The organism is Sphingorhabdus sp., from assembly GCF_044239665.1.
GTDB lineage: Bacteria > Pseudomonadota > Alphaproteobacteria > Sphingomonadales > Sphingomonadaceae > Sphingorhabdus_B.
This window is the reverse complement of the sequence record NZ_JBIIBA010000016.1, coordinates 22,933-46,683: the sequence shown is the minus strand read 5'-3', so window position 1 is coordinate 46,683 and position 23,751 is coordinate 22,933. Positions and strand designations below refer to the sequence as shown.

The following is a 23,751-nucleotide window of genomic DNA, read 5'->3' as shown; positions in this document are numbered from 1 at the left end:
CGGCCAGCGCACTATCGAGCCGCCCCTCACCCAAAACACCCGAAAATGTGGTAATTTCCCCTGACATCGCATAGACATGGGTGATGGCTTTGCATTTATCAAGCAGCGACTGGCGACAACTTCTGGACTGGGCCGAAACGGCGGGGGATCATGAGTGCTGTGGTATATTGCGGGGGACGGGGGATCGTGTCGCTGCGGTGGAACTGACGCAGAATGTCGCTACCGATCCTGCAAGCTATTTCGAAATCGATCCGGCCGCATTGATCTCAACAGCTAAGGACGTGAGAAGTGGCGGAATTCCTGTGTTGGGATTTTTCCATTCGCACCCCAATGGAATGGCGGCGCCGTCCCCGACCGACGTCGCGCAAGCAGAACCCGATCAGCATATTTGGCTGATCATTGCCAATCGCGCGATCACCGCGTGGCAGCCTGTGGTTGTGGGCGCTCAAGTAACCGGATTTGCGCCCGTCACCTTATTGGTCGAGGGTTGAAACACCCGCCAACTCGGTCCATGAGCGGCGGCATGACGCCAGATACCATCAGGAATTTTACATAATGTCCGAAACCGAAATCGATTTTGCCAGCCTGCTATGCTCGCGCCTGTGCCATGACCTGTTAAGCCCCGTTGGCGCGATGAATAATGGCCTTGAGCTTTTGGCGGATGAGCATGATCCCGAAATGCGTCGACGGTGCATGGATTTGCTGGCGGAGAGTGCAAAGGCGGCGGCTGATAAGCTTAAGTTTTTCCGTTTGGCCTTTGGGGCCGCTGGTGGGTTTGGCGCCGAAGTTGATCCCAAAGAGGCAAAGTTGGTGATTGAACCAATGGTAACGTCAAGCGGACGGACTGTCCTCGAATGGGCCGTGCCTGAGCAGTTGATGCCTAAACGGGCCGTGAAAATATTGCTGAATCTCGTTCTGTTGGCCAATGAGGCGTTGGTGCGTGGCGGGACATTGTTCGTGGGTGCCGAAGCGCGCTCCGGCGAGCAGGAGATTGTCATTCGGGCGAGTGGCCCCAAGCTTATAATGGATCCGGCCATTCGGGAGGCGCTGACTGGCCAGCTTGACCGTGAAGCGGTGGATTCGCGGACGGCGGCAGCATGGATGGCGCACACACTCGCGGTCCAAGGTGGTGGCATGTTGCAACTGGCAGAGCCCGATGCGGAACATCTGGTTATTGGCGCGCTTATCCGCGTTTAAACTTATGGTCAGGACCAATGTAATGCAGGACGCGGCGTAAAGAGTGTGCGGACCTGATATTGCACGTCGCTCCGGACTTACCTATGGTCCGGTCATGACTATGATCTGGAACCCATCACCCAATTTCGGCGAGCGTAGCTTGCCCATCAGCATGCTTGTTCTGCACTATACCGGCATGCAGTCCGGCGCGGCTGCCATTAACTGGCTGGCGAACCCGGCGTCCAAGGTTTCGGCGCATTATGTGGTCGATGAAGATGGGCAGTTGGTGTATATGGTGCGCGAAGAACAACGCGCCCAACATGCCGGACTTTCTTATTGGCGCGGCGTAACCGATTGCAATAGCGCCAGCATTGGCATTGAGATTGCCAATCCCGGTCACGAATTTGGCTATCGCCCGTTTCCTGAAGCGCAAATGGATACAGTCACCCAATTGGTTGCGGCCTTAGTTCGGACCTATGGTATTGAACCGCGCAACGTTGTGGGACACAGCGATGTTGCCCCGGCCCGCAAGGAAGATCCGGGCGAGTTGTTCGATTGGGAGCGACTTGCCAAGCTTGGCCTTGCCATAGAACGGCCACGTGCAAATCTGGTTGATCCCGGTTGGTCCGACGGCGCCTTTCTTTTGGCGCTTGAACGTTATGGCTATGGCATAGCCGATGGCCGAGCGGCCACAGTTGCATTTCAGCGTCGATTTCGCCCCGAAAACATCGGCGGCGCAATCGACGGGGAATGTCGCGCGATCTTGCTCAGCTTGCTCTTGGCGGTTGAGGGCAGTTCTGTTATCTGACACGCGCCAGAGGGTTGGGCGACCGCCGCTTAGTGGGTAACTGCTAAGGGGAGGAAAGTCCGGGCTCCAGCGAGGAACGGTGCCGGATAACGTCCGGCGAAAGCAATTTTAGGGAAAGTGCCACAGAAAATAGTCCACCGCATTTCGATGCGGCCAGGTCGAAACGGTGCGGTAAGAGCGCACCGCGTTTCTGGTAACAGAAATGGCAGGGCAAACCCCACCGGGAGCAAAACCGAATAGGGGCGGCATATGGCATCCTCCTGCCAGTCGCCCGGGTTGGTTGCATGAGTGCCGCAGCAATGCGTCGCCTAGATGAATGGTCGCACATCCGCCGAAGCTTTAGCGAAGGTGGAGGACAGAACCCGGCTTACAGACCCTCTGGCTTTTTATCCCATGCGCGCATGCTCGCGAGTTGACGCGAACGTCAATATTTACATATTGCTATCAATATGTTCTGCTTCATTCCAAGCTAATTCTGGAGGGCTAAGTCTATGTCGATTGTGCAACGCGCCAAGAATATCATTATCAAACCAGCGGATGAATGGAATGTCATTGCATCGGAGCCCGCTACAATTGCTGGGCTGTTTACGGGTTATGCAGCGCCTTTGGCGTTGATACCCTTGGTCTCCACCATATTGTTTACAGGGCTATTGGGTATTTCAGCCCTAGACATGATGGGGCTTGGCAGTGGTATGCCGACGGGCCTTATGGCGATAGCGAGCAGTGCAGTTGTTGATTTCATAGTGTCTCTGGTCATGCTGTTTGTGATGGCAATGATCGTTAAGCGCGTATCGCCCAGCTTTAACGGCAATTCGGACAAGGTGCAGGCCATGAAGTTGATGACGTACGCCAGCACGCCGACCTGGGTTGTCGCATTGGTAAGCTGGATTCCCTTTCTCGGTGCGTTCCTTGGCCTTGGGGCAATTGTTTATGTGGTTTATCTGATTTATGTCGGATTGCATCCCGTACTCGGCGTTCCAAAGGAGAAAGTTGCCAGCTTTACCGTCGTTATCGTGGTCATCTATGTGGTTCTCGCGCTCATCATAGCTGGCATTGCCGCAGGGCTGCTATTTTCGACGTCTATCGGTAATCCAATGACGGGTGGCGCGCTGTCCGGCGCATAAATTGCGTTTACGCCCCTAGCAAAATGCGCATGTCGCCGCTAAGTCGGCGGCATGGTGCGATCTACGCGACGAAATGACTGGGGTTTTCCCCGCTGGCGTGGCTATGGCAGTAGCAGCGAGGCGCAACAAGTTCGCCTGTGTGACCGATATGGCTGCAATAAGGCTGGAAACTGCCCCGCGCCAAAATCCCCTAACAATCCCGAACGCTGGATGTTCTGTGAAGAACATGCGGGCGAGTATAATCGCGGCTATGACTATTTTGAAGGCCTGACCAAGGAAGAGGCTGACGAGCGCGAGGCCAATGAGCGCCGAGATTCTTCGGGCTATAAGGAATCTGCGCATTATGGCTGGGCAGGGTCCGGTGATGGCAGCCGAAGCCGCGATGAAATGCATGCGCTGGATATTTTAGGCCTCGAAAGCGATTCCACTTTTGAGGATGCGAAAAAGGCGTGGCGCAAAATTGCCAAGGAAACGCATCCTGATGTGAACCCCGGCAATGCCAATGCGGCCAAGGCGTTTCAGGCAGGGCAAGCGGCGTATGACGTCCTGCGCGTCGCGGAAGAACGCCGTGAGTGGAAGGGCTAGCTTCTTGTGTGGTTGAAATCGCAAGTGCATAGCGCCTGTGTGATTCGGACATTGACGCCTATCCGCAGCCTTGCCGCCGCATTCATAATGTTGGCCCTGGCGATGCGTGTCATCATTCCGTCCGGCTATATGCCCTCTTCGGAACGGGGTTTTGCGCTTACCATCTGTGCGGGGATGGATACCCAAACCGTCTGGATGGATAAATCGGGCAAGCTGCACAAGGAAGATCCTTCAAAAGGCAAGTCGGTTGAACATCAACCTTGTGCTTTTGCTGGTGCTGTTATCACGGCGGATTTCCCTCCCGCCGCTGTGCAAATTGCCATGCCGCCTGTTGCGCTGGCGATACCCGTTTTTGCCAAGCGCGAAGTATCGATTGGCGCTGGCCTCGCCGCGCCGCCACCCCCCGCCATTGGGCCACCTTCTTACATCTAAATCAACGGGCTGCTTCGCGGCTTATTTCTCGTTTAGATTTAGGAAGAAATCATGAAATTTTCATCCATTTTGCGCGCCTCTGCGGCGTGCAGCCTATGTGCAATCATTACCCCTGCAGCCGCTGAAGATACATCGGATGCCACAATCATTGTCACGGGTCGCACCGCTGCCGACCAAGCTGAAGTAACCGCACAGAAGACCGCAGGCGGTACCGATATTGTCGGTCATCAGGATTATGCCGATAAGACAGTCGTGTCTTTGCGTGATACATTGGCCTTTTCACCCGGCGTATATACCCAGCCACGCTTTGGGCAGGAAATCCGCATTTCCATTCGCGGCTCTGGCCTGTCGCGTGGGTTTCATATGCGCGGTTTGACGTTATTGCAGGACGGTATTCCCATCAATCTTGCTGATGACAATGGCGATTTTCAAGAACTGGAGCCGATATTCTTCGATCATTTAGCGGTTTATCGTGGCGCGAACGCCCTGCGCTTTGGTTCCGGAACGCTTGGCGGCGCAATTAACGGTGTCACGCCAACGGGGGATAATGCAGCGGGTCTTTACCTGCGCGCTGATGTGGGTAGCTTTGATTTTTATCGCGGTTTGGCGTCGTTCGGCATGGGCGACGAAAGCGCAAATGCTTGGGCTGCGATCAGCGCGGATAGCCATAAGGGGGATCGCGAACATGCGCGGCGGAATTCCATACGGTTTAACGGCAATGTCGGCTTGCGCGTTTCGGATATCATATCCACGCGATTCTACGGCAGCATGACGACATTGGATCAGGAGTTACCGGGCGCAATGAATCGTGCAACGGCATTGACTTCACCGCGCAGTGGCAATTTCGTTGGCGATCAGGCCCGTGACATCAATTCCATCCGTATCCAGAACCGGACCCGCTTCGACTGGGACCGCGGCTATTTGGATGTCGGCGCCTTTTTAAATTCCAAGGAATTGTATCACCCGATTTTTCAAGTGGTGGATCAAGTTTCGACAGATCGTGGCGTGTTCGCCCGCTATGACCTTGCGGGTGATGTCTGGAATATCACTTTTGGGGGTGAATCACGCTGGGGGACCATTGATGCGAAGCGTTTTGTTAACCTGAGCGGTAAACGGGGCGCGCTGACATTCGACGCCGATCAGACGGCGCGTACGACCAATATTTATGGTGAAATCAGGATCAGTCCAATCGAAAAGCTAACCGTGATCGCAGGCGGCATTTACGCTGACGGATTTCGCAAGCAATCGCAAATTGTGCCCATAGCGGTCGCGGCGCAGGCTTCGTTTGATGCGGTTTCACCAAAATTGGGTGTACTGTGGGAACCGACAACTGAAATCCAGTTTTTTGCGAATTACAGCAAATCAGCGGAATTCCCAACCTTTGTCGAACTCGCACAAATTGCGGCCTTTGTTCCGGTGCGGGAACAAACCGCGTGGACGACGGAGATCGGCACGCGCGGAACATTAGGATGGGTAAGCTGGGATGTGGCGGTTTATCGCGCCAATATCAAACGGGAGATGCTGCAGTTTACAGTCGGGCCGGACATTCCTGCGGCAACCTTCAATGCGAACAAGACACTCCATCAGGGCGTTGAAGCTGCGTTCAGCGCCACGCCGACCAATTGGCTGCGTTTCCGGCAAATCTGGCAATATTCGGATTTTAGATTCGTGGAAGATGCCCAATATGGGAACCGCCGATTGCCAGTCGTTCCAGTCCACGTCCTGCGGTCTGAGCTTCGGCTGGGCGGCGATGATTTTCATATTTCGCCCAATGTGGAATGGGTGCCCCACGGTGCCTGGGCGGATTATCGGAACACAACCCGTAATGCAGGCTATACATTGTGGGGCGTATCTGCCGGCGCGCGCATCAAAAACGGCGTTGATATATTCGTCGATGCTCGAAACCTGACAGGCGTGAAAGCCATTGGCGACGTATCGGCCGCAATATTGGCGACGCCAGCTTCGGCCATTTACTATCCCGTGGAACGCCGTGCCATTTATGGCGGCATCCGTGCACGGTTTTAGGAGGTAAGGCATGGAAAATACATCATTCTACCGCACAATTTGGCGCTGGCATTTTTATGCCTCTTTGTTCGTCATGCCGCTGGTGCTTCTGTTGGCGACAACAGGTGCCATCTATGTGTTCAAGCCGCAATTGGACCGTTGGGAGGAGCGCGCCTTTAGCAATCTTTCGACCCATGAGGCGGTGTCCCCCAATGCACAATTGGCCGCGGTCATGGATGCTCATCCGGGCGCGCAGTTTCACGGGTATCGGTTGCCCGCGCGGGAAGGGGACGCTGCCGTGATTCATGTCGGGCTCGCCGATGGGCGGACCATGCGTGACGTCTATGTGTCGCCGCAGGGCAAGGTTTTAGGGAGTGTTGACCCTGACAGTCGCATTTCCGCAACCGTCTCACGCATTCATGGTTCGCTTTTAATCGGCAGGGTTGGGGATTGGATAGTTGAATTGGCAGCCTGTTGGGCCATCGTAATGATCCTGACCGGACTATATATGTGGTGGCCGCGCGGGCAGGGGGTTCGCGGCGTCATCTGGCCCAGATTAAGGAGCGGTAAGCGTATATTCCTGCGCGATCTGCATGCGGTGACGGGCTTTTGGGTTTCGGGGCTCGCGCTTGTTTTGCTAACCACTGGATTGCCGTGGGCAAGTGTTTGGGGCGATGCCTTTCGCTTGGCAAGGGCGGAACTTGGCCTTGTGCAAGGCGCGCAAGACTGGAAAACAGGCAGCCATGCCCCCCATGCCGAGCATGATCATGACGCCATGATGAAAATGCAGGCTGCTGGAATACCGCTTATTGGCCTCGCCGATATGGTGGCCAAGGCGCAGTTGGAAAAGCTGCCGCATCCGGTTTTCGTGAAACCGCCAGGGGCGCCTGAGCGTTTTGGCCCTCCCACGCCAATGGCTTGGACGATTAAGTCGGAGGCACAAAACCGGCCGCTAAACCGCAGCATCAGCTTTGATGTTGCGACAGGCAAGGAACTGTCACGAACTGATTTTGCGGACAAGCATGTCATTGATCGCGCCGTCAATTACGGAATTGCTTGGCATGAGGGGCAACTTTTTGGCTGGATCAATCAGCTTATTGCCGTTCTCACCGCTTTTGGCCTGATTACGTTGGTCGTATCGGGCTTTATGATGTGGCGGCGCCGTAAGCCCGTTGACGCGCTTGGGGCGCCGACTGCCCCTGCAGTGCCGCAGAAAATAGGTGGGGTGGTGGTCATCATCGGTGTGATGGCCATATTGTTGCCGCTGCTTGCCATTTCATTGTTGGTCCTATGGCTGTTCGACCGGTTGCTGTTGCCCCGCCTTCCGGCCTTTGCGATTTGGCTGGGGATCAGGCCAGCTCAGACGGCATAACGCGCGGCAGTCTCGCGGATAAGCGATATCATATTGGGAATGCCCTGCGTTCGGTTTGAACTGAGTTGGTTCTTCAGGTCAAACGGGGCGAGGGCATTTTCGATATCCGTACCCAAAATTTCGGCGGCATTTTTGTTGTCCACGGTCTTTAGCACAAGCGCGATGATACCCTTGGTGATCGCGGCATTGCTGTCTGCCATAAACGAAAGCTGATTGTTGTCGGTGACGGGATACACCCAGACACTTGCCGAGCAGCCCCTGACCAAACTCGCGTCGGTTTTCAGCGCATCGGGCATTGGCGCAAGTTCGCGGCCCAAATCGATCAACAAACGATAACGGTCGTCGGCTTCGAGGAATGCATATTCTTCTTGAATGTCGGTGAGTGTGGTCATGGGCCCCGCATATGGCTGCGGGGGTCAGATATCAATCCCTGCCGCGATAGCCTCAAGCTTTTTGACGCGCTCTTTTAAGTCCGCGACTTCGATACGCGAGGTAGCCGAGGGTGCTGGCGCAAGGCTGCTGCGGCGAGCAATGTCCAACTCGGCATGCTTCAGCGCAAGCCAATCGCGCCATCCGCGCAACCCGAGTGCGGAGACAATGCCGATCGACAGCACGGCAAAAGCGCCGATGATGATGTAGAAATTAGGATCCTGTTCCATGGTTCCTTCCTTTCGATCCGAGCGCCCTTACCGGCTGCGCAGTTCTTCAATCTGACGGTTAAGATCATTGGCGCTTTCATTGTCGGTCGCGATGCGTTCCAGTACCTGAATACGTTCTTTCAGTGCCTTGATCTCGTCTTGCATCTGCTGCGTCTCCGCGTTGTTCAACAGGCGATGGGTTTTTGTGCCCATAAAGTCCTGATCCTCCACTATGCCATGCTTGGCTTTTTGTTTTGTCTGGATAATCTTGCCGACGGTGACGATTAATATGATCGCAACGACCATTTCAAACGGGCCCATAAAGTCCTCCTCAAGTTACGTCGCACCTGCTGCGTAGTGATAAAATGCTTAATTGCTTGGCCCGCGAAGGGCCTCTATTTCGGATCTCAGCTTGTGGCTGTCGTCGACGATGATCCTTTCCACAATGGCGAGACGATCCTTTATCGACCCAAGTTCCGCCCGTAATTGGGCATTTTCTTGGCTGAGCAGTTTGACCCGTTCAACGGCTTCCTGATTGTTTTTGGGGTATACTGCCTGTCCCCATGCACCATCGAGCGGGTAGCCGTTTTTGACACGCATCCATGTTGTCAGCACCCATCCTACGGAAATCGCAACGATGCCGATACCGATCATGGGACCAAGGGCCGTTATCATCGTCAGTTTATCGGGGTCCATATCATGCCTCCTGTTTTAACGCAGTCGTTCGATTTCTGCGGACAAGCGCCCGGCCTTATCCGTCACAATCCGTTCCAGCACGGCCACGCGTTCTTCCAAATGGCCGATCTTGCCGTTGAGCGTTTCATTCTCGTGGCTCAAAAGCATGATCTTGCGTTCGGCTTCGGGATAGTCGCCGTCGGTCAGCGCTGTCTTGCCGCCCCATTCATCTTCTAAGGGGTAGCCATGTTTGGCGCGGATCCAGTTGTTGACTAGCCAACCGACTGTAAACAGAGCAATAATTGTGATGACGAAATTTGGTCCACCAAAGTTCATTATAGATCCCTTCTTAGCCCTTGATTAACGCAGGCTTTCGATTTCGTCGGCCAGCTGTTTGTTGTTGCTCACATAATAAGTTTCCATTTCGGCCAAGCGATGGTCGATTTCCCGAAAGCGTGAACGAATGTCGCGGGTGGTGCGGGCGGGTGATTGACGCACGCCTTGCCAGAATTTCTGATCTTCGCGGTCGTCGGTATACAGATGCACTGGTTTCTGATGGGCCATCCAGGCGGTGATCACATAAGCGATCAGCGTCCAGGGGAAGCCGCCCATGAGCGTGAGCATGACCGTGCCCAGACGAACCCAGAGAACGTCAACGCCAGTGTAGTCCGCAATCCCAGCGCAGACGCCTTTCCATTTGGCATTCTGCTTATCGAGATAGAATTTGGTGTGTTTCCCTGACATTTCAGCGGTTCCTTTCCAGCCTACGTATATTTTCTGGGTCAAAATCTTGCGTATCGAGTTCCATGCGGCGTGGTTTCCAATCAGGATTTTCCTGCGCGACCAAGCGCTCCACCGTATCGAGGCGATCCTCCAACCGGCGCGCCAGTTCGTGCATATCGCCGAGCATCCGCTCATCATCATTGGTTAGCGTTGCAGCGGTTTTCCAGCGCGTGACATAATGGAGTACGAGCCATGGGAGTGCGACAAATAGCATTCCCACGACCATGACGGGGACAAGTATGTCTTCCATGGCTTAGCCTTCCTTTTTGTGGTCGGCCTTCATGGCCTTTTTCATTGCTTCCAACTCGGCGTCGACGACATCAAAGCTTTCGAGTGCCGCGATTTCATCGCCCAAAGTGCGCGGCGCATCCGAACCGATGGCGAGCGAGTCCGCATATCCCTGCGCTTCATCGACGCGGCGTTCGAGGACATCAAAGCGGGAAAATGCCTCGCGCACCTTGTCGCCATTGTACATCGTGCGCAGCTTGACTTGATTTTCGGCGCTTTCCAAGCGTGTCATCAGCGCATTCTGACGGCTACGGGCGTCGGCGAGCTTTTTCTGCAGCTTGTGAATATCCTGCTCCGAAGCTTTCAACGCATCGTTCAGAACGTCGACCTCTGCGGTTAATTGCTCTCTCATATCCGTCGCCTTGCGTTTTTCCAACAAGGCCGCTTTTGCAAGATCCTCACGGTCCTTCGACAGCGCCAGATGCGCTTTGTCGGTCCAGTCGGTTTCCAGCGTGTTCAACTTGTCGATATGGCGGCGCAATTCTTTCTGGTCAGCAATCGTGCGCGCGGCAGAGGCGCGGACTTCGACCAATGTTTCTTCCATTTCCAATATGATCATGCGGATCATCTTGGCCGGGTCCTGCGACTTGTCGAGAAGATCGGTCACATTGGCAGCGATGATATCGCGGGTTCGTGAAAATATTCCCATGGGGTAACTCCGATAATAAATATTGGTGACTTCATTCAAAAGGGTGGCGACCGGGTGTCTTTGTGACGCGGGGGAGCTAGGACACTCCGGTCGCAGGCAACCAAAGTCAGGCAAGATAGCTGACGACGATTGGCCTATTCGGTTGGGTGTGCGCGCTAATCTCCCCGCCGTTGCGGTGGTTCAGAACCGACACGGCATAGCTGGTAAAGATCATCGCGAAGGACAAGGCGACTGCCAACCAGAGATGGCTATCTTGTCCATTTGGATGATTGCCGATTTCGATATCTTTGCGCATTGCATGTCTTTCCTGTGTTGCTTGCCAATTTTACTGGCTTGGAAGATACCTTGCAGGGACCGTGCCAATTGGCATTTTTGTTGTATTTCTGCCGTTTCTCAAAAATTATACTCGTGAGTTGATGGTAATTATTGCCACTCTATGGTGAAATATGCCAATATTTGAAAATGGATCGGGACAGCGTTCAATTCATTGGTCAATCAACAGCATTTTTGGATGCCGTGGAGCGTGCAAGCCGCGCTGCGCCGCTCAATCGTCCTGTATTGGTCGTAGGCGAGCGCGGGACTGGCAAGGAGTTGATTGCCGAACGCCTCCATCGTCTGAGTGCGCGATGGGATGGTCCTTTGATCACCATAAACTGCGCCGCTTTGCCAGAGACGCTCATTGAGGCTGAGTTATTCGGTCATGAGGCAGGGGCATTTACCGGTGCAACGCGGGCGCGCGAAGGGCGTTTTGAAGAGGCCGACGGCGGCACGCTGTTCTTGGATGAACTTGGTACCTTAAGCATGGGCGCGCAAGAGCGGTTATTGCGTGCGGTGGAATATGGTGAGGTCACACGCATCGGCTCATCGCGACCCATGCGTGTTGACGTGCGGATTGTCGCTGCGACCAATGAACATCTGCCCCATATGGTCGACAAGGGGCGGTTCAGGGCCGACTTGCTTGATCGGCTATGTTTTGAGGTCATCACCTTGCCGCCCTTACGTGTGCGCGAAGGCGATATTGAGGTTCTGTCCGAATATTATGGACGCAAGATGGCGGCTGAATTGGGTTGGGAAGGCTGGCCCGGATTTGGCGAAGTTGCCACGCGCGCATTGGAAAACCATCTCTGGCCGGGTAATGTGCGCGAACTGCGCAATGTTGTGGAGCGCGCCGTATATCGCTGGGCGGACCCGGCACAGCCAATCGATTATATCCAGTTCGATCCGTTCGACAGTCCATGGCGCGGCGGCGTAGCGGCGTCTGCGCCAGCTCAGGTGCAAGCCGACAATCAGAACCGTTCCGCCGAGGCGCGTTATTCGACGGACCTAAGCCAAGCCGAGGACGTAACCGACTTTCGCGAGGCGACCGAGAAATTTGAAAAGGCCGTGCTGGAGCAAGCGCTAGCAAAATGTCGCTATAATCAACGACAGACGGCTAAGGCGCTCAATCTCAGCTATGATCAATTACGTCATACGCTGAAAAAGCACGATCTATTGGGATAAAAAAAGGGGCGGCAAGTGCCACCCCTTCTTTGAAATGCGGATACTAAGATTTAGCCGCCGTTAAAGCTGACCATCGTGTAAAGCATCGGGATTGACAGCAATGTGTTCAAACGCGATGTCATCATCGCTGTGGTTGCTGCCTTCGCCTTTGTCGCGTCGTCGGCTTCAACGATGCCGAGCGCCTTTTTCTGGTTTGGCCAGATGATGAACCACACGTTGAATGCCATGATAACGGCAAGCCACATACCAACGCCAATCAGCTTGTAGGGATCTTGCAGGGTGAACGCTTGATGCGCATAGCCAGCTTGACCCGCGACAATCAAACCAAACAATACGGTAAGCGCCGCGCCCCAGCGGAAGAAGAACAAAGCCGACGGGGCAATGTGCTTCGAAATGCCTGGCTTAAGTTCAGCAGGGACTTTCGGCATGGTGGGAATTTGCACGAAGTTGAAATAATATAATAATCCGATCCAGACGATCCCGAAAAATGTGTGCAACCAACGCGTGATTGATTGCGCCGTGACGCCGTCGCCGTCGAGGCCAAACATCACTGCAAATGACAGCACGAGACCGGCGACCAGCACCAGATGAAGATTTCCAAAAAATTTCGCCATTCTTTCCTCCTGTAGGCATTCAGGTGGTGTTGCCCCTGATGCGATGCTGCCTATCTGGATGGCAGAGGCTTGTCACATAATTTCTGCGCAAGCAAAGCGTAAGCAACGGAACGGCTATTGTCCTGACGCGTTTGCTTACAAATCATCTGATACAGAAAGATAAGCAATGTCCTTCATTCTCCCCGACCTGCCATACGACAAATCGGCCTTTGGGGATTTTATCTCCGCCGAGACATTCGACTATCACCACGGCAAGCATCACAAGGCTTATGTCGATAAAACCAACATGTTGATTGCAGATGATACCGCCTTGTCGGGTGCCTCTTTGATTGACGTTATCGATGCCGCCAAAAAGCAAGGTACCAAGGCATTGTTCAACAACGCCGCGCAAATCTGGAACCATAGCTTTTACTGGAAATGCCTGACACCCGAGCAGCAGGCACCGACAGGCAAGCTAAAAGCGATGATTGATGAAAGCTTTGGTAGTCATGACGGCATGTTGGCAAAGCTGAAAGAGGAAGCTGTTGGCCATTTTGCCAGCGGTTGGGCGTGGTTAGTCCTCGATGGCGATACGCTAAAAATTACGTCGCTGCATGACGCCGATACGCCCGCTGCGCATGATATGAAGCCATTACTAACGATCGATCTATGGGAACATGCTTATTATATCGATTATCGCAACGCCCGCCCGAATTACGTCGATGCGTTGTTGAACAAGGCAATCAACTGGGAATTTGTCGCCGAAAATCTCGATGGCAACGGAGCATCACGCGCCGACCAAAACTAACGTTTATCCCTGCGGCGGAAGTTCGGCATCATCGTCGAGCGTCAAGCCGTGGCGCATGAGCATGGGGATATTGGCCAAGGCGAAAAGGAAGGTGAGGGCGGTTACACCCCACACTTTGATCGAAAGCCACGTGTCGAACGAAAACCATTCGGGGCGTCGGAAAACTTCGTTTAATCCCGCGAGTACCAAGAAAAATAGCCCCCAGCTTAACGACAGCTTCAACCAGCCAGCTTCGCTCAGACCCTGATAGGCGGCCTCCAGAACATATTTCAGCATTGCTTTGCCGCGCAGCCAGCCACCAATTAGCAAGGCCGCAAAAAACACATAGATGATGGTCGGCTTAATCTGGATAAAGCGTTCGTCGTGAAACCAGATGGTCAACGCGCCGAAGAATACGCCCAGCGCCGCCGTGAGCTTCAGCATTGGTGAAATCTTGCCCAGTGTGAACTTTGACACAATCACCGCAACGATGATCGCCGCCATGAATGCTCCAGTTCCTATAATTGCGCCTTGCTTCGGGTCCGTATTGGAACTGCCCAATTTTGACGCGATAAAGAACAAAAACAATGGTCCAAAATCTAGGACGAAGTTCAGCTTACCCGATGGTTTTTGCGTTGCCGTGGCTGCGCTCACAACGAACCGCCACTAATCGCGCGGGCAACATCTTGCGGGTTGAATGGGCGCAGATCGTCGATGGATTCACCCACACCGATGGCGTGGATGGGCAGTCCGAATTGCTTGGCCGCCGCGACCAATATGCCGCCGCGCGCGCTGCCGTCTAATTTTGTCATCACAAGTCCCGTCACGTCTGCAACTTCTTTAAAGGTTTCAATCTGTGACAACGCGTTCTGACCTGTTGTGGCATCCAGCACGAGCACAACATTATGCGGTGCGGCCGGGTTCAGGCGGCCTAAGACACGGCGGATTTTGGCGAGTTCATCCATCAACTCGCGTTTATTCTGTAATCGGCCAGCCGTATCGACGATAAGGACATCAATCCCTTCGGCTGTTGCCTTTTTTACGGCGTCAAACACAACGCCCGCCGCGTCGCCGCCTTCGGGCCCTGTGACAATAGGCACGCCAATGCGCTCTGCCCAAATCTTCAACTGGCCAATGGCGGCTGCGCGGAACGTATCGCCAGCGGCCAGCATGACGCCATAATCCTGTTCCAGAAACAGATTGGCGAGCTTTGCGATTGTGGTCGTCTTGCCTGAGCCATTGACGCCAATGACCAAAATGACCTGAGGGCGAGGGAAAGCGTCAATTTCCAGCGGCGACGCGACCGGCGCAAGGACGGAGGCAATTTCGTCCTCAACGATCTGCCTTATGCCATCGGCATCAATGCCCTTGTCAAAGCGGCCAGCGGCAATCTTGTCGCGGATTTGCGATGCCATGGCTGGGCCGAGATCAGAGGCAATCAACGCATCCTCAATCTCGTCAAGATCGCTTGCGTCAAGCTTCGCCTTGGTCACAAGTCCAGCAATATTCTCCGTCAGCTTACCTGACGTTTTTTTTAGGCCTCCGAACAAACGGTCCGTCCATCCAGCATTCTCGCTCATTCGATAACCTCTGCCTGTAAAACTTCGTCTTGAATATGCGTAACGCGGGCCGATACGATCTGGCCTTCCGGCATCATCTTATTCAGCTTCAAATACGCGAAATTTTCCGCATGACCAGCCAAGCCGCCACTTTCGACAGCAACATTTTGGGTGCTGCCAATAAGTGCCTTTATCCAAGCGGCCTTCTCGGTGGTCACTGCTTCGCGCAACGCCTTGGCGCGGGCCTTGATAATCTGTGGCGGCAATTGTGGCATGCGCGCCGCCGGCGTGCCCTTTTTGGGCGAGTAAGGGAAAATATGCCCATGGACGATATTACATTGGCGCACGAGGTCGACACTGTTGGCAAACATGGCGTCATCCTCGGTCGGGAAACCGGCGATGATGTCAGCGCCAATCGCGATGTCAGGCCTTTTTGCTTTCAAACGCGCAACAAGGTCAATCGCCAGTTCACGGCTGTGGCGTCGCTTCATCCGTTTCAGGATCAGGTTGTCGCCTGCCTGCAACGACAAATGGACATGCGGCATGACACGCGCTTCACCGGTCAGCAGATCAAACAGACGCGCGTCAATTTCTACGCCGTCGATGGACGAAAGACGAAGGCGTGGAAGGTCCGGCACAAGCTTTAAGATGCGTTCGACCAATGAACCCAGATTGGGCTGTCCCGGCAGGTCATGGCCATAGCTGGTGACATCGACACCCGTCAGCACCACCTCTTGAAAACCAGTGTCCACCAGTTTTTGAATATGTTCGATGACACTACCCGCTGGAACAGAGCGGCTGTTGCCGCGGCCATAAGGTATGATGCAAAAGGTGCAGCGATGGTCGCAGCCATTTTGCACCTCAACAAAGGCGCGCGTCTTGCCCGCGTAAGCGGTGACCAAATGCGGCGCGGTTTGCGCGATTGTCATAATGTCCGACACGACAACTGGTCGATCGGGGCGTTGGATTATCTCGCGCAGCAATGCGGCATTTTGCTTTTCATGATTGCCAAATACACCAGCGACTTCGGGCATGTTTTGAAAGGTTTCAGGCTCCACTTGTGCCGCGCAGCCCGTTACCCACACGCGGGCCTCGGGGCGACGCTTATTAGCCTGACGAATGGCTTGGCGTGTTTGGCGCACGGATTCATTGGTTACGGCGCAACTGTTAATGATGATAATGTCGTCATGCCCCGCAAGTTGCTCGGCCAAGGCATTGCTCTCGGCCAAGTTAAGGCGGCAACCCATGCTGATAACTTCAGGTTTCTGCAGCGGGACGTTCATCCAAAATCATCCCAGTCGGCTTGTCCGGTAAAGACATAGGTCGCGCTTCCCGTCATGATAACAGCTTGCCCAGGTGCCCATGCGATGGTCAAACTGCCACCGCTTTGGTGCACAATAACAGGTGACTGGACCTTGCCTTGCCTAATCGCGGCAACGGCCGTAGCGCAGGCTCCTGTACCGCAAGCACCCGTTAGGCCAGCGCCGCGCTCCCATACGTTCAGGCGGATTTCATTGCCGTCGACGGACGCGACATTGACATTTACGCGTTCTGGAAAAGCGGCATCATGCTCAATGATTGGGCCCAGCCGCGCGAGATCCACCGCATCGGCGTCTTTTACCAAGAACACGGCATGTGGGTTGCCCATGTTGACCGCCATAGGGTTTGCTAGTTCTTCCCACGCAAGCGGCAGGGAAGCGCTGTCCATGGCAAAAGCGAGGGGTATGTCTTGCCAGTCAAACTTGGCTTCACCCATGGCAACGGTCACGTCGTTGCCGGACAATTGCCCGGAAATAATCCCGCCCTGTGTCTCGATTTGCAGGTCTTGCTTCAACAAAGCAACGACACAGCGCGAGGCATTGCCGCATGCTTCGACTTCGCTGCCATCCGCGTTAAAAATGCGCATCGCGACATCGGCAACTTTGGAGTTGTGTAAAAGGATTAGCTGGTCGCAGCCAATGCCGTGCTTTCGGTCGGCAATCGCACGCGCGCGGGCACGGGGCATGTCCAACGGACATGCGCGCGCATCGATAATGACAAAGTCATTACCCAGTCCATGCATCTTGTGAAATTCGCTTTTTGCCATCCACGGCGATTTAGGGGCTGCGGGCCGGAGTGTCCACCGCTCATGCTAGTTATGCGGAACTGGCCTTCTGTTCGCCCCAGGGATTGCCACTTTGCCTTCATGCTTTGCCTCGACTGGGTTAAGTCAAAAGCCGCTTGGCAAAGTTTCATTGTTTATGCGCAGGCGTCGAACCAGCTATATCCGTTACGCCCATTCGTCTTCGCAGCATATAACGCGATGTCCGCTCGGCGCATTAGGATATCAATGGCATCGCACTCCCGCTCTGGTCGGCTGATACCAATGGACGCCGTCACAATTTGTGACGCATCGGCAATGGCAACTGGCCGCACAAAGGCTTCGATAAGATGTTCGGCGATCTTGTCGATCATGTTAGGAAATTTGGGTTCGAACATCAGGCAGATCACGAATTCATCTCCGCCCAACCGTGCGATGATGCTGCTCGGGGGCATGACCTCGCGCATTCGGTCTGCTGCTTCCCGTAAAACAAGATCGCCACCGTCATGGCCATAAGTGTCATTCACTTTTTTAAAGCCGTCGAGATCGATCATCAGGAACGCGATCGACTTGCCTTGACGCGCGGCGCGCGCGATCATCTCGGATGTCTTTTCCTTAAAGGCGCGCCGGTTGTACAAATTCGTTAAAGGATCAGTCATCGCCAGATGTCGTGCCCGCACCTCTGCCTGACGGTAGACATGGATTTCATCACTTAAGGCATTGGTGCGGCGCCACGTTAAGAGGATTAGCGCTACATTGAGCAGTAAGGCAGTTACCATGATCTGGTTTGTACCTTCGCCAAAGCCCATGAATGTGCGCACAATTTGGGAACCTAATTGGCCGCCAATGATCACAAATAGCCCAAGCGCCGCCAACAGGACAAAGCGACGAATTGGGCTATTCCCATCTCGCGGCTTGCGGGAGGGCAGATATCTGTCAGGTAGGATTTGTTGCGATTCCATTGTCTTTCCGATCGCCTCCTGTATCGGAGCAAATGGTCAATATATTGTTAATCCGACATGGGGCTTCGTTCTGGAAAACATGTTGCGTGGTGTTCGGGGTGGAATAATTTGCATTCGGATGACTAGGTTGGTAATGGCCTCGGCAAGGCAGAAAGGCTGCCAATCAAAATTTGTTGGAAATCCTTAGTTTCCAGGCTGGTCGGCGAAGATTCGCTCACCGGCTTTTTGTTCGTTTATGCCCCTTTGGGGGTGATTTGGTAAGGAATGTCGATGTTTGACAAGCTGAGTGACCGGTTAGGAGGGGTGTTTGATCGCCTGCGCGGTCGCGGTGCGTTGAACGAAGCCGATGTGCGTGAGGCGATGCGCGAAGTGCGCGTTGCCTTGCTTGAGGCTGACGTTGCGTTGCCTGTCGTCCGCGCATTCATCGACAAGGTGACCGAGCAAGCTATTGGCGCGCAAGTGTTGAAATCGGTCACGCCTGGCCAGCAAGTCGTTAAAATCGTTAATGACGCGCTGGTTGAAATGTTGGGCGCTGAACAAAGCGACCTGAACCTCGCGGTTGCGCCACCTGCGATTATCATGATGGTTGGTCTGCAGGGTTCGGGTAAAACGACGACGACTGCAAAAATCGCGAAGATGTTGAAGACGAAGCAGGGCAAGAAAGTCCTGATGGCATCGCTCGACGTCAATCGTCCGGCCGCGCAAGAGCAGTTGGGTACGCTTGGCACCCAGACTGATGTTGCGACCTTGCCCATCGTTCAAGGGCAAATGCCCGTCGACATCGCCAAGCGCGCGATGCAAGCGGCAAAGTTACAGGGCTTTGACGTCCTCATTCTCGACACCGCTGGTCGTTTACATGTCGATCAGCAACTGATGGACGAAATGCAGGCGGTAGCGAAGGTTTCGGCACCGCAGGAAATTCTGCTGGTCGTCGACTCGCTCACGGGTCAAGACGCGGTGAATGTTGCCAAAAGCTTTGGCGAACGGGTTGATCTCACTGGTATCGTGCTCACGCGCATGGACGGTGACGCCCGTGGTGGTGCTGCTTTGTCGATGCGCGCCATTACAGGCAAGCCAATCAAATTTGCAGGTGTCGGCGAGAAGCTTGACGCCATTGAGGCATTTAACCCAAGCCGCGTTGCAGGGCGCATTTTGGGTATGGGTGACGTCGTCGGCTTGGTCGAACGTGCGTCCGAGATGGTCGAAAAAGAGGACGCGGATAAACTCGCGGCCAAAATGGCCAAGGGCCAGTTCGACATGGACGACCTGCGCACCCAATTCCGCCAGATGACCAAGATGGGCGGCCTCGGTGCCCTTGCTGGCATGATGCCGGGCATGAAAAAGGCCAAGCAGGCGATGGACGCCAGCGGAATGAACGATAAGTTGCTGGTGCATATGGACGCCATCATTGGTTCGATGACACCGAAAGAACGCGCCAAGCCTGAATTGTTGAACGCCAAGCGTAAGATCCGCATTGCCAAAGGATCTGGCATGACCGTTCAGGACGTGAATAAGCTGATCAAAATGCATCAGGAAATGGCGAGCGCCATGAAGCGTATCCGCAAAATGGGTGGGCTAAAAGGCCTTGCTGCTATGTTCGGCGGTGGCAAAGGTGGCGCCGATTTGGGTGGCGCGATGGAGGGGATGCACGGCCTTCCCCCCGGCGCGATGCCACCAGGCATGGGCGGATTTCCCGGAATGAGCGGGGGTGGCGGGATGCCACCTGACCTCGCAAGACTTTTGAATAAAAAGAAATAATATATTGTTTAGTTTATGTATTTTAAGAAAGGTGAGTTAGTTTTATGGCATTATCAATGCGTTTGTCGCGGGGCGGTTCGAAAAAGCGTCCTTATTATAAAATCGTCGTAGCCGACGCCCGCGCACCGCGCGATGGGAAGTTCATTGAGCGTATCGGCAGCTACAACCCGCAGCTTCCAAAGGACAGCGCCGAGCGCATGATCCTAGACACGGAGCGCGCGAAGCATTGGCTCGCCGCTGGTGCACAGCCATCGGACCGCGTTGCCCGCTTCCTCGACGTCGCTGGCGTCAAAGAGCGCAAGGTCAAGAGCAACCCGAACAAGGGTGAGCCAGGCCAGAAAGCCAAGGATCGTGCGGAAGACAAGGCTAATAAGCTTGCAGAGGCAGAAGAAGCAGCCGCAGCAGCCGCTGCTGCTCCGGCACCTGAGCCAGAGCCTGAAGTAGTAGCCGAAGAAGCGCCTGCCGCTGAAGAAGCTGCGCCAGCCGAAGAAGCGCCTGCTGCTGAAGAAGCGCCTGCTGCTGAAGAAGCAACTGAAGAAAAGGCCGAGGGCTAACCTTGACCGACAACACCGTCACGCTTGCCGCCGTTTCTGGTGCGCACGGCGTGACGGGCGAAGTCCGTCTCAAGCTGTTCGCAGAAAATGTGGACAGCTTGAAACGATACAAAAGTTTCAACGATGGTGCGTTGACGGTTAAGTCCCTCCGCCCGACCAAAGACGGCGCAATCGCGCGCTTCACCGAAATCAATGATCGCAACGCCGCAGAGAAACTGCGCAGCACATTGTTGACTGTCCCGCGAGAGGCTTTGCCTGAGCTGGGCGAGGGCGAATATTATTATAGCGACCTGTTGGGACTGCCATGCGTGTCCACTGATGGCACTGACCTTGGCATCTGCGTCGCTGTCGAAAATTTCGGAGCAAGCGATGTGCTCGAAATCCAAATGCCTTCTGTTGATGGCAAGCCCGGCAAAAAGTTCATGGTCCCGATGACTGCGGACGCTGTACCCGAATGGGGTACCCAAGCGGACGGACGGATCGTGATTGACGCCGACTTCGTCATATGACCTTCCACGCCCAAATCCTCACCCTCTACCCCGAAATGTTTCCCGGGCCGCTCGGGATATCCTTGGCTGGCCGTGCGCTGGAGGAGGGGAAGTGGGCTTGCACGCCTGTTCAGATCCGTGACTTTGCCACAGATAAGCACCGTACCGTTGATGATACACCCGCAGGCGGCGGGGCAGGGATGGTGCTACGGGCGGATATTCTGTCGGCAGCAGTGGAACATGCGGCGGGACTTCATCCCAATGTTCCAATCCTTGCCATGACCCCACGCGGCACGCCAATCACGCAAGCGGGTATCCGTGCACTTTCGGCTGGACCCGGTGTAACCGTGCTATGTGGCCGGTTTGAGGGCTTTGACGAGCGCCTTTTCGACGCACATCCCGAAATTGAGCAGGTCAGCATGGGCGACATCATCCTGTCGGGTGGTGAAATTGGGGCGTTAATGTTGTTAGATGCTTGCATTCGGCTGCTTCCCGGCGTAATGGGCGCGTCTTCCAGCGGTGACGAAGAGTCCTTTGAACAAGGATTGCTTGAATATCCGCACTACACCCGACCCAATGATTGGGAAGGGCGTATGATCCCTGAAGTGTTGCGATCGGGGGATCATGCGAAAATAGCTGCTTGGCGGAAACAACAGGCAGAGGAAATCACTCGGTTACGCAGACCGGACCTTTGGGGGCGTTACAAAGACGCCCGGGTTCAGCCTGCCTCTGACGTGCGACAAAAGAATAAGGATTAAATGGGGCATGAACCTCATCCAAACACTCGAAGCCGAAGCTATTGCAGCTTTGTCGGAAAACAAAAAAATTCCTGCGTTCCGTGCAGGTGACACCGTTAAGGTGGGCGTGAAGGTCATCGAAGGTGAGCGCACGCGTATTCAGAATTATGAAGGCGTGTGCATCGCGCGTTCGAACAAGGGCATGGGCTCCAACTTCACTGTACGCAAAATGTCGTTCGGTGAGGGTGTTGAGCGCGTATTCCCTTTGTACAGCCCAAATATTGAAAGCATTGAAGTCGTCCGTAAGGGCGTCGTGCGTCGTGCGAAGCTGTACTATCTGCGCGGCCTGACCGGTAAGAAGGCTCGTATTGCCGAACGCCGTGACCCGCGTCCTATTAAAACCACCGAGGCTGCCGAATAAGGCAGGAGCCGCGTTGCGTTTCTAACCAAACACAAAAGGCCGGGCTCCCACAAAGAGCCCGGCCTTTTTTATTGCCATTAAAGGAAGTGAACATGGGTTATCGTATCGTAGTTGCAGGCGCGACGGGCAATGTCGGCCGCGAAGTCGTCAACATCTTGGCCGAACGCGCATTCCCTGCCGATGAAGTTGCGGTGCTGGCATCATCGCGCAGCCAAGGTATCGAAATCGAATATGGCGATACCGATAAGATGCTGAAGATCCAGAATATCGAGAATTTCGATTGGACGGGCTGGGATATGGCTATTTTTGCCATTGGTTCGGAAGCGACTATGAAATATGCGCCGATTGCCGCTGCTGCTGGCTGCGTGGTGATCGATAACAGCTCGCTTTTCCGGATGGACCCCGACGTTCCATTGATCGTGCCAGAGGTCAACCCAGATGCTATCGATACCTATAAGCGCAAGAACATCATTGCCAACCCGAACTGTTCAACGGCGCAATTGGTCGTCGCGTTGAAACCGCTGCACGATTATGCCAAGATTACCCGCGTTGTCGTATCGACCTACCAGTCGGTGTCGGGCGCGGGCAAAGAGGGCATGGACGAATTGTTCGAACAGAGCCGCAACATATTTGTCGGCGACAGCGCCGATGCCAAAAAATTCACCAAGCAAATCGCGTTTAACGTCATTCCGCATATCGATAGCTTTCTCGACGATGGTTATACCAAGGAAGAGTGGAAGATGATGGTTGAGGTCAAGAAGATCCTCGACCCGAAAATCAAGCTGACGGCAACTTGCGTGCGTGTTCCTGTCTTTGTTGGCCACAGCGAAGCGGTGAATATTGAATATGAGCGGGAAATGTCGGCGGAAACTGCGCAGGAGATTCTGCGTGAGGCCCCAGGCATCATGCTGATCGATAAGCGCGAAGACGGTGGCTATACGACCCCGATTGAGGCCGCAGGTGACGATGCGACTTATGTCAGCCGCGTGCGCGAAGACCCGACGGTCGACAATGGCCTTGCCTTCTGGTGCGTGTCGGATAACTTACGCAAAGGGGCCGCGCTGAATGCGGTGCAGATTGCCGAATTGCTTGGGCGGCGGCATTTGAAAAAGGGATAAGTTATGGGGCTGCAAGCCGATGTTTTCTGGTCGTTTCGCAGCCCGTATAGCTACCTTGCTACGCGGCGATATAGTGCGCTCGCGCAAGAATATGACCTGACGTTAAATTTGCGTCCGGTCTATCCGCTCGCCATCCGCGAACCTGACTTTTTTGAACGCAGCCACCCCAATTGGTTGCGCTATACCTTTACCGATATGTTCCGCGTCGCGCAGTTTCATGGCATTCCGTTTGGCCCACCTAGGCCCGACCCGATTGTGCAGGATGTGCGTACACGCAAGATTGCGGACGAGCAGCCCTATATTTTTCGTCTGACCCGATTGGGCCAAGTGGCGGCGCGGCGTGGCAAGAGCCTTGCCTTTTGCGACGAAGTCTCACGGCTTATTTGGGGCGGGGCAGAAAACTGGCATGAGGGCGACCATTTGGCAGGTGCGGCAATGCGCGCGGGATTGGATTTGGCAGAGTTGGATGCCGAAGCGATCAACGACGCAAAAGCTCTTGACGCAGAAATCGCCGCCAACCAAGCCGCACTTGAGGCGGCGGGGCATTGGGGTGTGCCAACCCTCGTTTTCGACGGCGAACCCTTTTTTGGGCAGGATCGTATCGATATGGCGCTTTGGCGCATGGAGCAAAAAGGGCTGGCAAAGCGCTCTAAATAGCGG

General features: G+C 54.6%; 32 protein-coding genes and 1 other RNA gene. 18 read left to right on the top strand and 15 right to left on the bottom strand.

Annotated features, from left to right (window positions below):
- Nucleotides 1-83: 83 nt before the first annotated feature.
- The 9 genes from ACILP3_RS06705 to ACILP3_RS06665 all read left to right on the top strand — a co-directional run bounded on the left by ACILP3_RS06705 (nucleotide 84) and on the right by ACILP3_RS06665 (nucleotide 7,501).
- Nucleotides 84-491 carry a Mov34/MPN/PAD-1 family protein gene (locus ACILP3_RS06705; RefSeq protein WP_395615878.1) on the top strand — a complete coding sequence of 136 codons (408 nt, stop codon included), beginning with the start codon at nucleotides 84-86 and terminating at the stop codon, nucleotides 489-491.
- A gap of 64 nt (nucleotides 492-555) precedes the next feature.
- On the top strand, nucleotides 556-1,197 hold the full coding sequence (locus ACILP3_RS06700; RefSeq protein WP_395615877.1) for a histidine phosphotransferase family protein: 642 nt from the start codon (nucleotides 556-558) through the stop codon (nucleotides 1,195-1,197).
- A 100-nt stretch (nucleotides 1,198-1,297) separates the two neighbouring features.
- A complete protein-coding gene (locus tag ACILP3_RS06695; RefSeq protein ID WP_395615881.1) occupies nucleotides 1,298-1,984 on the top strand; it encodes an N-acetylmuramoyl-L-alanine amidase in 687 nt (228 codons plus the stop codon).
- A gap of 6 nt (nucleotides 1,985-1,990) precedes the next feature.
- Nucleotides 1,991-2,370: RNase P RNA component class A (rnpB, locus tag ACILP3_RS06690), an RNA gene on the top strand.
- Nucleotides 2,371-2,475: 105 nt separating this feature from the next.
- Nucleotides 2,476-3,108, top strand: coding sequence for a Yip1 family protein (locus ACILP3_RS06685; RefSeq protein WP_395615876.1), 633 nt, complete (start codon nucleotides 2,476-2,478; stop codon nucleotides 3,106-3,108).
- 51 nt (nucleotides 3,109-3,159) lie between these two features.
- Nucleotides 3,160-3,693, top strand: a complete 534-nt coding sequence (locus ACILP3_RS06680) for a J domain-containing protein (protein WP_395615875.1) — start codon at nucleotides 3,160-3,162, stop codon at nucleotides 3,691-3,693.
- Between the two features lie 39 nt (nucleotides 3,694-3,732).
- Nucleotides 3,733-4,125 carry a hypothetical protein gene (locus ACILP3_RS06675; RefSeq protein ID WP_395615874.1) on the top strand — a complete coding sequence of 131 codons (393 nt, stop codon included), beginning with the start codon at nucleotides 3,733-3,735 and terminating at the stop codon, nucleotides 4,123-4,125.
- Between the two features lie 51 nt (nucleotides 4,126-4,176).
- Nucleotides 4,177-6,150, top strand: coding sequence for a TonB-dependent receptor family protein (locus ACILP3_RS06670; RefSeq protein WP_395615873.1), 1,974 nt, complete (start codon nucleotides 4,177-4,179; stop codon nucleotides 6,148-6,150).
- Between the two features lie 10 nt (nucleotides 6,151-6,160).
- Nucleotides 6,161-7,501 (top strand): PepSY-associated TM helix domain-containing protein, encoded by a 1,341-nt coding sequence (locus tag ACILP3_RS06665; protein WP_395615872.1) that lies wholly within the window; start codon nucleotides 6,161-6,163, stop codon nucleotides 7,499-7,501.
- On the opposite strand, the gene ACILP3_RS06660 is transcribed toward ACILP3_RS06665, so the two are convergent.
- The 9 genes from ACILP3_RS06660 to ACILP3_RS06620 form a co-directional block, all read right to left on the bottom strand.
- Nucleotides 7,489-7,893: a SufE family protein gene (locus tag ACILP3_RS06660; RefSeq protein ID WP_395615871.1), complete on the bottom strand. Its 405-nt coding sequence runs from the start codon at nucleotides 7,891-7,893 to the stop codon at nucleotides 7,489-7,491. The genes ACILP3_RS06665 and ACILP3_RS06660 overlap by 13 nt on opposite strands.
- A 24-nt stretch (nucleotides 7,894-7,917) precedes the next feature.
- Nucleotides 7,918-8,160 (bottom strand): hypothetical protein, encoded by a 243-nt coding sequence (locus tag ACILP3_RS06655; protein ID WP_395615870.1) that lies wholly within the window; start codon nucleotides 8,158-8,160, stop codon nucleotides 7,918-7,920.
- Nucleotides 8,161-8,187: 27 nt separating this feature from the next.
- On the bottom strand, nucleotides 8,188-8,460 hold the full coding sequence (locus ACILP3_RS06650) for a hypothetical protein (protein ID WP_395615869.1): 273 nt from the start codon (nucleotides 8,458-8,460) through the stop codon (nucleotides 8,188-8,190).
- Nucleotides 8,461-8,508: 48 nt separating this feature from the next.
- Nucleotides 8,509-8,835, bottom strand: coding sequence for a hypothetical protein (locus tag ACILP3_RS06645; RefSeq protein WP_395615868.1), 327 nt, complete (start codon nucleotides 8,833-8,835; stop codon nucleotides 8,509-8,511).
- A gap of 15 nt (nucleotides 8,836-8,850) precedes the next feature.
- Nucleotides 8,851-9,150 carry a hypothetical protein gene (locus ACILP3_RS06640; RefSeq protein WP_395615867.1) on the bottom strand — a complete coding sequence of 100 codons (300 nt, stop codon included), beginning with the start codon at nucleotides 9,148-9,150 and terminating at the stop codon, nucleotides 8,851-8,853.
- 24 nt (nucleotides 9,151-9,174) lie between these two features.
- The gene (gene pspC, locus ACILP3_RS06635) at nucleotides 9,175-9,558 is read right to left on the bottom strand and encodes an envelope stress response membrane protein PspC (protein WP_395615866.1); all 384 of its coding nucleotides are present in this window, start codon (nucleotides 9,556-9,558) and stop codon (nucleotides 9,175-9,177) included.
- 1 nt (nucleotide 9,559) lies between these two features.
- On the bottom strand, nucleotides 9,560-9,847 hold the full coding sequence (pspB, locus tag ACILP3_RS06630; RefSeq protein WP_395615865.1) for an envelope stress response membrane protein PspB: 288 nt from the start codon (nucleotides 9,845-9,847) through the stop codon (nucleotides 9,560-9,562).
- A gap of 3 nt (nucleotides 9,848-9,850) precedes the next feature.
- The gene (pspA, locus tag ACILP3_RS06625; protein ID WP_395615864.1) at nucleotides 9,851-10,534 is read right to left on the bottom strand and encodes a phage shock protein PspA; all 684 of its coding nucleotides are present in this window, start codon (nucleotides 10,532-10,534) and stop codon (nucleotides 9,851-9,853) included.
- Between the two features lie 106 nt (nucleotides 10,535-10,640).
- Entirely contained in the window at nucleotides 10,641-10,829 is a 189-nt protein-coding gene (locus tag ACILP3_RS06620; RefSeq protein ID WP_295492275.1) for a hypothetical protein, read from the bottom strand.
- Nucleotides 10,830-10,996: 167 nt separating this feature from the next.
- Here ACILP3_RS06620 and pspF point away from each other — a divergent pair, with 167 nt between their 5' ends.
- Nucleotides 10,997-12,034, top strand: a complete 1,038-nt coding sequence (gene pspF, locus ACILP3_RS06615; protein WP_395615863.1) for a phage shock protein operon transcriptional activator — start codon at nucleotides 10,997-10,999, stop codon at nucleotides 12,032-12,034.
- A 50-nt stretch (nucleotides 12,035-12,084) separates the two neighbouring features.
- Here pspF and ACILP3_RS06610 read toward each other — a convergent pair whose 3' ends face one another.
- Nucleotides 12,085-12,648, bottom strand: coding sequence for a urate hydroxylase PuuD (locus ACILP3_RS06610; protein ID WP_395615862.1), 564 nt, complete (start codon nucleotides 12,646-12,648; stop codon nucleotides 12,085-12,087).
- 166 nt (nucleotides 12,649-12,814) lie between these two features.
- Here ACILP3_RS06610 and ACILP3_RS06605 point away from each other — a divergent pair, with 166 nt between their 5' ends.
- Complete coding sequence (locus ACILP3_RS06605) at nucleotides 12,815-13,435, top strand: superoxide dismutase (protein WP_395615861.1); 621 nt, start codon at nucleotides 12,815-12,817, stop codon at nucleotides 13,433-13,435.
- Between the two features lie 3 nt (nucleotides 13,436-13,438).
- On the opposite strand, the gene ACILP3_RS06600 is transcribed toward ACILP3_RS06605, so the two are convergent.
- From ACILP3_RS06600 to ACILP3_RS06580, 5 genes are all read right to left on the bottom strand, one after another.
- A complete protein-coding gene (locus ACILP3_RS06600) occupies nucleotides 13,439-14,068 on the bottom strand; it encodes an inner membrane-spanning protein YciB (RefSeq protein ID WP_395615860.1) in 630 nt (209 codons plus the stop codon).
- Complete coding sequence (ftsY, locus tag ACILP3_RS06595; protein WP_295499016.1) at nucleotides 14,065-14,994, bottom strand: signal recognition particle-docking protein FtsY; 930 nt, start codon at nucleotides 14,992-14,994, stop codon at nucleotides 14,065-14,067. Before ftsY ends, ACILP3_RS06600 begins: the two co-directional genes overlap by 4 nt.
- Nucleotides 14,991-16,244, bottom strand: coding sequence for a tRNA (N(6)-L-threonylcarbamoyladenosine(37)-C(2))-methylthiotransferase MtaB (gene mtaB, locus ACILP3_RS06590; RefSeq protein ID WP_395615880.1), 1,254 nt, complete (start codon nucleotides 16,242-16,244; stop codon nucleotides 14,991-14,993). Before mtaB ends, ftsY begins: the two co-directional genes overlap by 4 nt.
- A gap of 8 nt (nucleotides 16,245-16,252) precedes the next feature.
- The gene (dapF, locus tag ACILP3_RS06585; RefSeq protein ID WP_395615859.1) at nucleotides 16,253-17,059 is read right to left on the bottom strand and encodes a diaminopimelate epimerase; all 807 of its coding nucleotides are present in this window, start codon (nucleotides 17,057-17,059) and stop codon (nucleotides 16,253-16,255) included.
- 152 nt (nucleotides 17,060-17,211) lie between these two features.
- Nucleotides 17,212-18,015, bottom strand: coding sequence for a diguanylate cyclase domain-containing protein (locus ACILP3_RS06580; RefSeq protein ID WP_395615858.1), 804 nt, complete (start codon nucleotides 18,013-18,015; stop codon nucleotides 17,212-17,214).
- 270 nt (nucleotides 18,016-18,285) lie between these two features.
- On the opposite strand from ACILP3_RS06580, the gene ffh reads away from it, so the two are divergent.
- The 7 genes from ffh (at nucleotide 18,286) to ACILP3_RS06545 (ending at nucleotide 23,748) form a co-directional block, all read left to right on the top strand.
- On the top strand, nucleotides 18,286-19,773 hold the full coding sequence (gene ffh / locus ACILP3_RS06575) for a signal recognition particle protein (RefSeq protein ID WP_395615857.1): 1,488 nt from the start codon (nucleotides 18,286-18,288) through the stop codon (nucleotides 19,771-19,773).
- Between the two features lie 44 nt (nucleotides 19,774-19,817).
- Nucleotides 19,818-20,327, top strand: coding sequence for a 30S ribosomal protein S16 (gene rpsP, locus ACILP3_RS06570; protein ID WP_395615856.1), 510 nt, complete (start codon nucleotides 19,818-19,820; stop codon nucleotides 20,325-20,327).
- A gap of 2 nt (nucleotides 20,328-20,329) precedes the next feature.
- Entirely contained in the window at nucleotides 20,330-20,836 is a 507-nt protein-coding gene (gene rimM / locus ACILP3_RS06565; RefSeq protein WP_395615855.1) for a ribosome maturation factor RimM, read from the top strand.
- Nucleotides 20,833-21,573: a tRNA (guanosine(37)-N1)-methyltransferase TrmD gene (gene trmD, locus ACILP3_RS06560; protein WP_395615854.1), complete on the top strand. Its 741-nt coding sequence runs from the start codon at nucleotides 20,833-20,835 to the stop codon at nucleotides 21,571-21,573. Before rimM ends, trmD begins: the two co-directional genes overlap by 4 nt.
- Before the next feature lie 7 nt (nucleotides 21,574-21,580).
- Nucleotides 21,581-21,973 carry a 50S ribosomal protein L19 gene (gene rplS, locus ACILP3_RS06555; RefSeq protein ID WP_295446215.1) on the top strand — a complete coding sequence of 131 codons (393 nt, stop codon included), beginning with the start codon at nucleotides 21,581-21,583 and terminating at the stop codon, nucleotides 21,971-21,973.
- A gap of 92 nt (nucleotides 21,974-22,065) precedes the next feature.
- A complete protein-coding gene (locus tag ACILP3_RS06550; protein ID WP_395615853.1) occupies nucleotides 22,066-23,091 on the top strand; it encodes an aspartate-semialdehyde dehydrogenase in 1,026 nt (341 codons plus the stop codon).
- 3 nt (nucleotides 23,092-23,094) lie between these two features.
- On the top strand, nucleotides 23,095-23,748 hold the full coding sequence (locus ACILP3_RS06545; protein ID WP_395615852.1) for a 2-hydroxychromene-2-carboxylate isomerase: 654 nt from the start codon (nucleotides 23,095-23,097) through the stop codon (nucleotides 23,746-23,748).
- The last annotated feature ends 3 nt before the right edge of the window (nucleotides 23,749-23,751 follow it).

Excerpts from the sequence above, each read along its gene's own strand:
- ACILP3_RS06705 (WP_395615878.1), top strand. The coding sequence starts at position 84 with ATGGCTTTGCATTTATCAAGCAGCGACTGGCGACAACTTCTGGACTGG.
- ACILP3_RS06700 (WP_395615877.1), top strand. The coding sequence starts at position 556 with ATGTCCGAAACCGAAATCGATTTTGCCAGCCTGCTATGCTCGCGCCTG.
- ACILP3_RS06695 (WP_395615881.1), top strand. The coding sequence starts at position 1,298 with ATGATCTGGAACCCATCACCCAATTTCGGCGAGCGTAGCTTGCCCATC.
- ACILP3_RS06685 (WP_395615876.1), top strand. The coding sequence starts at position 2,476 with ATGTCGATTGTGCAACGCGCCAAGAATATCATTATCAAACCAGCGGAT.
- ACILP3_RS06680 (WP_395615875.1), top strand. The coding sequence starts at position 3,160 with ATGGTGCGATCTACGCGACGAAATGACTGGGGTTTTCCCCGCTGGCGT.
- ACILP3_RS06670 (WP_395615873.1), top strand. The coding sequence starts at position 4,177 with ATGAAATTTTCATCCATTTTGCGCGCCTCTGCGGCGTGCAGCCTATGT.
- ACILP3_RS06665 (WP_395615872.1), top strand. The coding sequence starts at position 6,161 with ATGGAAAATACATCATTCTACCGCACAATTTGGCGCTGGCATTTTTAT.
- ACILP3_RS06660 (WP_395615871.1), bottom strand. The coding sequence starts at position 7,893 with ATGACCACACTCACCGACATTCAAGAAGAATATGCATTCCTCGAAGCC.
- ACILP3_RS06655 (WP_395615870.1), bottom strand. The coding sequence starts at position 8,160 with ATGGAACAGGATCCTAATTTCTACATCATCATCGGCGCTTTTGCCGTG.
- ACILP3_RS06650 (WP_395615869.1), bottom strand. The coding sequence starts at position 8,460 with ATGGGCCCGTTTGAAATGGTCGTTGCGATCATATTAATCGTCACCGTC.
- ACILP3_RS06645 (WP_395615868.1), bottom strand. The coding sequence starts at position 8,835 with ATGGACCCCGATAAACTGACGATGATAACGGCCCTTGGTCCCATGATC.
- ACILP3_RS06640 (WP_395615867.1), bottom strand. The coding sequence starts at position 9,150 with ATGAACTTTGGTGGACCAAATTTCGTCATCACAATTATTGCTCTGTTT.
- pspC (WP_395615866.1), bottom strand. The coding sequence starts at position 9,558 with ATGTCAGGGAAACACACCAAATTCTATCTCGATAAGCAGAATGCCAAA.
- pspB (WP_395615865.1), bottom strand. The coding sequence starts at position 9,847 with ATGGAAGACATACTTGTCCCCGTCATGGTCGTGGGAATGCTATTTGTC.
- pspA (WP_395615864.1), bottom strand. The coding sequence starts at position 10,534 with ATGGGAATATTTTCACGAACCCGCGATATCATCGCTGCCAATGTGACC.
- ACILP3_RS06620 (WP_295492275.1), bottom strand. The coding sequence starts at position 10,829 with ATGCGCAAAGATATCGAAATCGGCAATCATCCAAATGGACAAGATAGC.
- pspF (WP_395615863.1), top strand. The coding sequence starts at position 10,997 with ATGGATCGGGACAGCGTTCAATTCATTGGTCAATCAACAGCATTTTTG.
- ACILP3_RS06610 (WP_395615862.1), bottom strand. The coding sequence starts at position 12,648 with ATGGCGAAATTTTTTGGAAATCTTCATCTGGTGCTGGTCGCCGGTCTC.
- ACILP3_RS06605 (WP_395615861.1), top strand. The coding sequence starts at position 12,815 with ATGTCCTTCATTCTCCCCGACCTGCCATACGACAAATCGGCCTTTGGG.
- ftsY (WP_295499016.1), bottom strand. The coding sequence starts at position 14,994 with ATGAGCGAGAATGCTGGATGGACGGACCGTTTGTTCGGAGGCCTAAAA.
- dapF (WP_395615859.1), bottom strand. The coding sequence starts at position 17,059 with ATGGCAAAAAGCGAATTTCACAAGATGCATGGACTGGGTAATGACTTT.
- ACILP3_RS06580 (WP_395615858.1), bottom strand. The coding sequence starts at position 18,015 with ATGGAATCGCAACAAATCCTACCTGACAGATATCTGCCCTCCCGCAAG.
- ffh (WP_395615857.1), top strand. The coding sequence starts at position 18,286 with ATGTTTGACAAGCTGAGTGACCGGTTAGGAGGGGTGTTTGATCGCCTG.
- rpsP (WP_395615856.1), top strand. The coding sequence starts at position 19,818 with ATGGCATTATCAATGCGTTTGTCGCGGGGCGGTTCGAAAAAGCGTCCT.
- trmD (WP_395615854.1), top strand. The coding sequence starts at position 20,833 with ATGACCTTCCACGCCCAAATCCTCACCCTCTACCCCGAAATGTTTCCC.
- rplS (WP_295446215.1), top strand. The coding sequence starts at position 21,581 with ATGAACCTCATCCAAACACTCGAAGCCGAAGCTATTGCAGCTTTGTCG.
- ACILP3_RS06550 (WP_395615853.1), top strand. The coding sequence starts at position 22,066 with ATGGGTTATCGTATCGTAGTTGCAGGCGCGACGGGCAATGTCGGCCGC.
- ACILP3_RS06545 (WP_395615852.1), top strand. The coding sequence starts at position 23,095 with ATGGGGCTGCAAGCCGATGTTTTCTGGTCGTTTCGCAGCCCGTATAGC.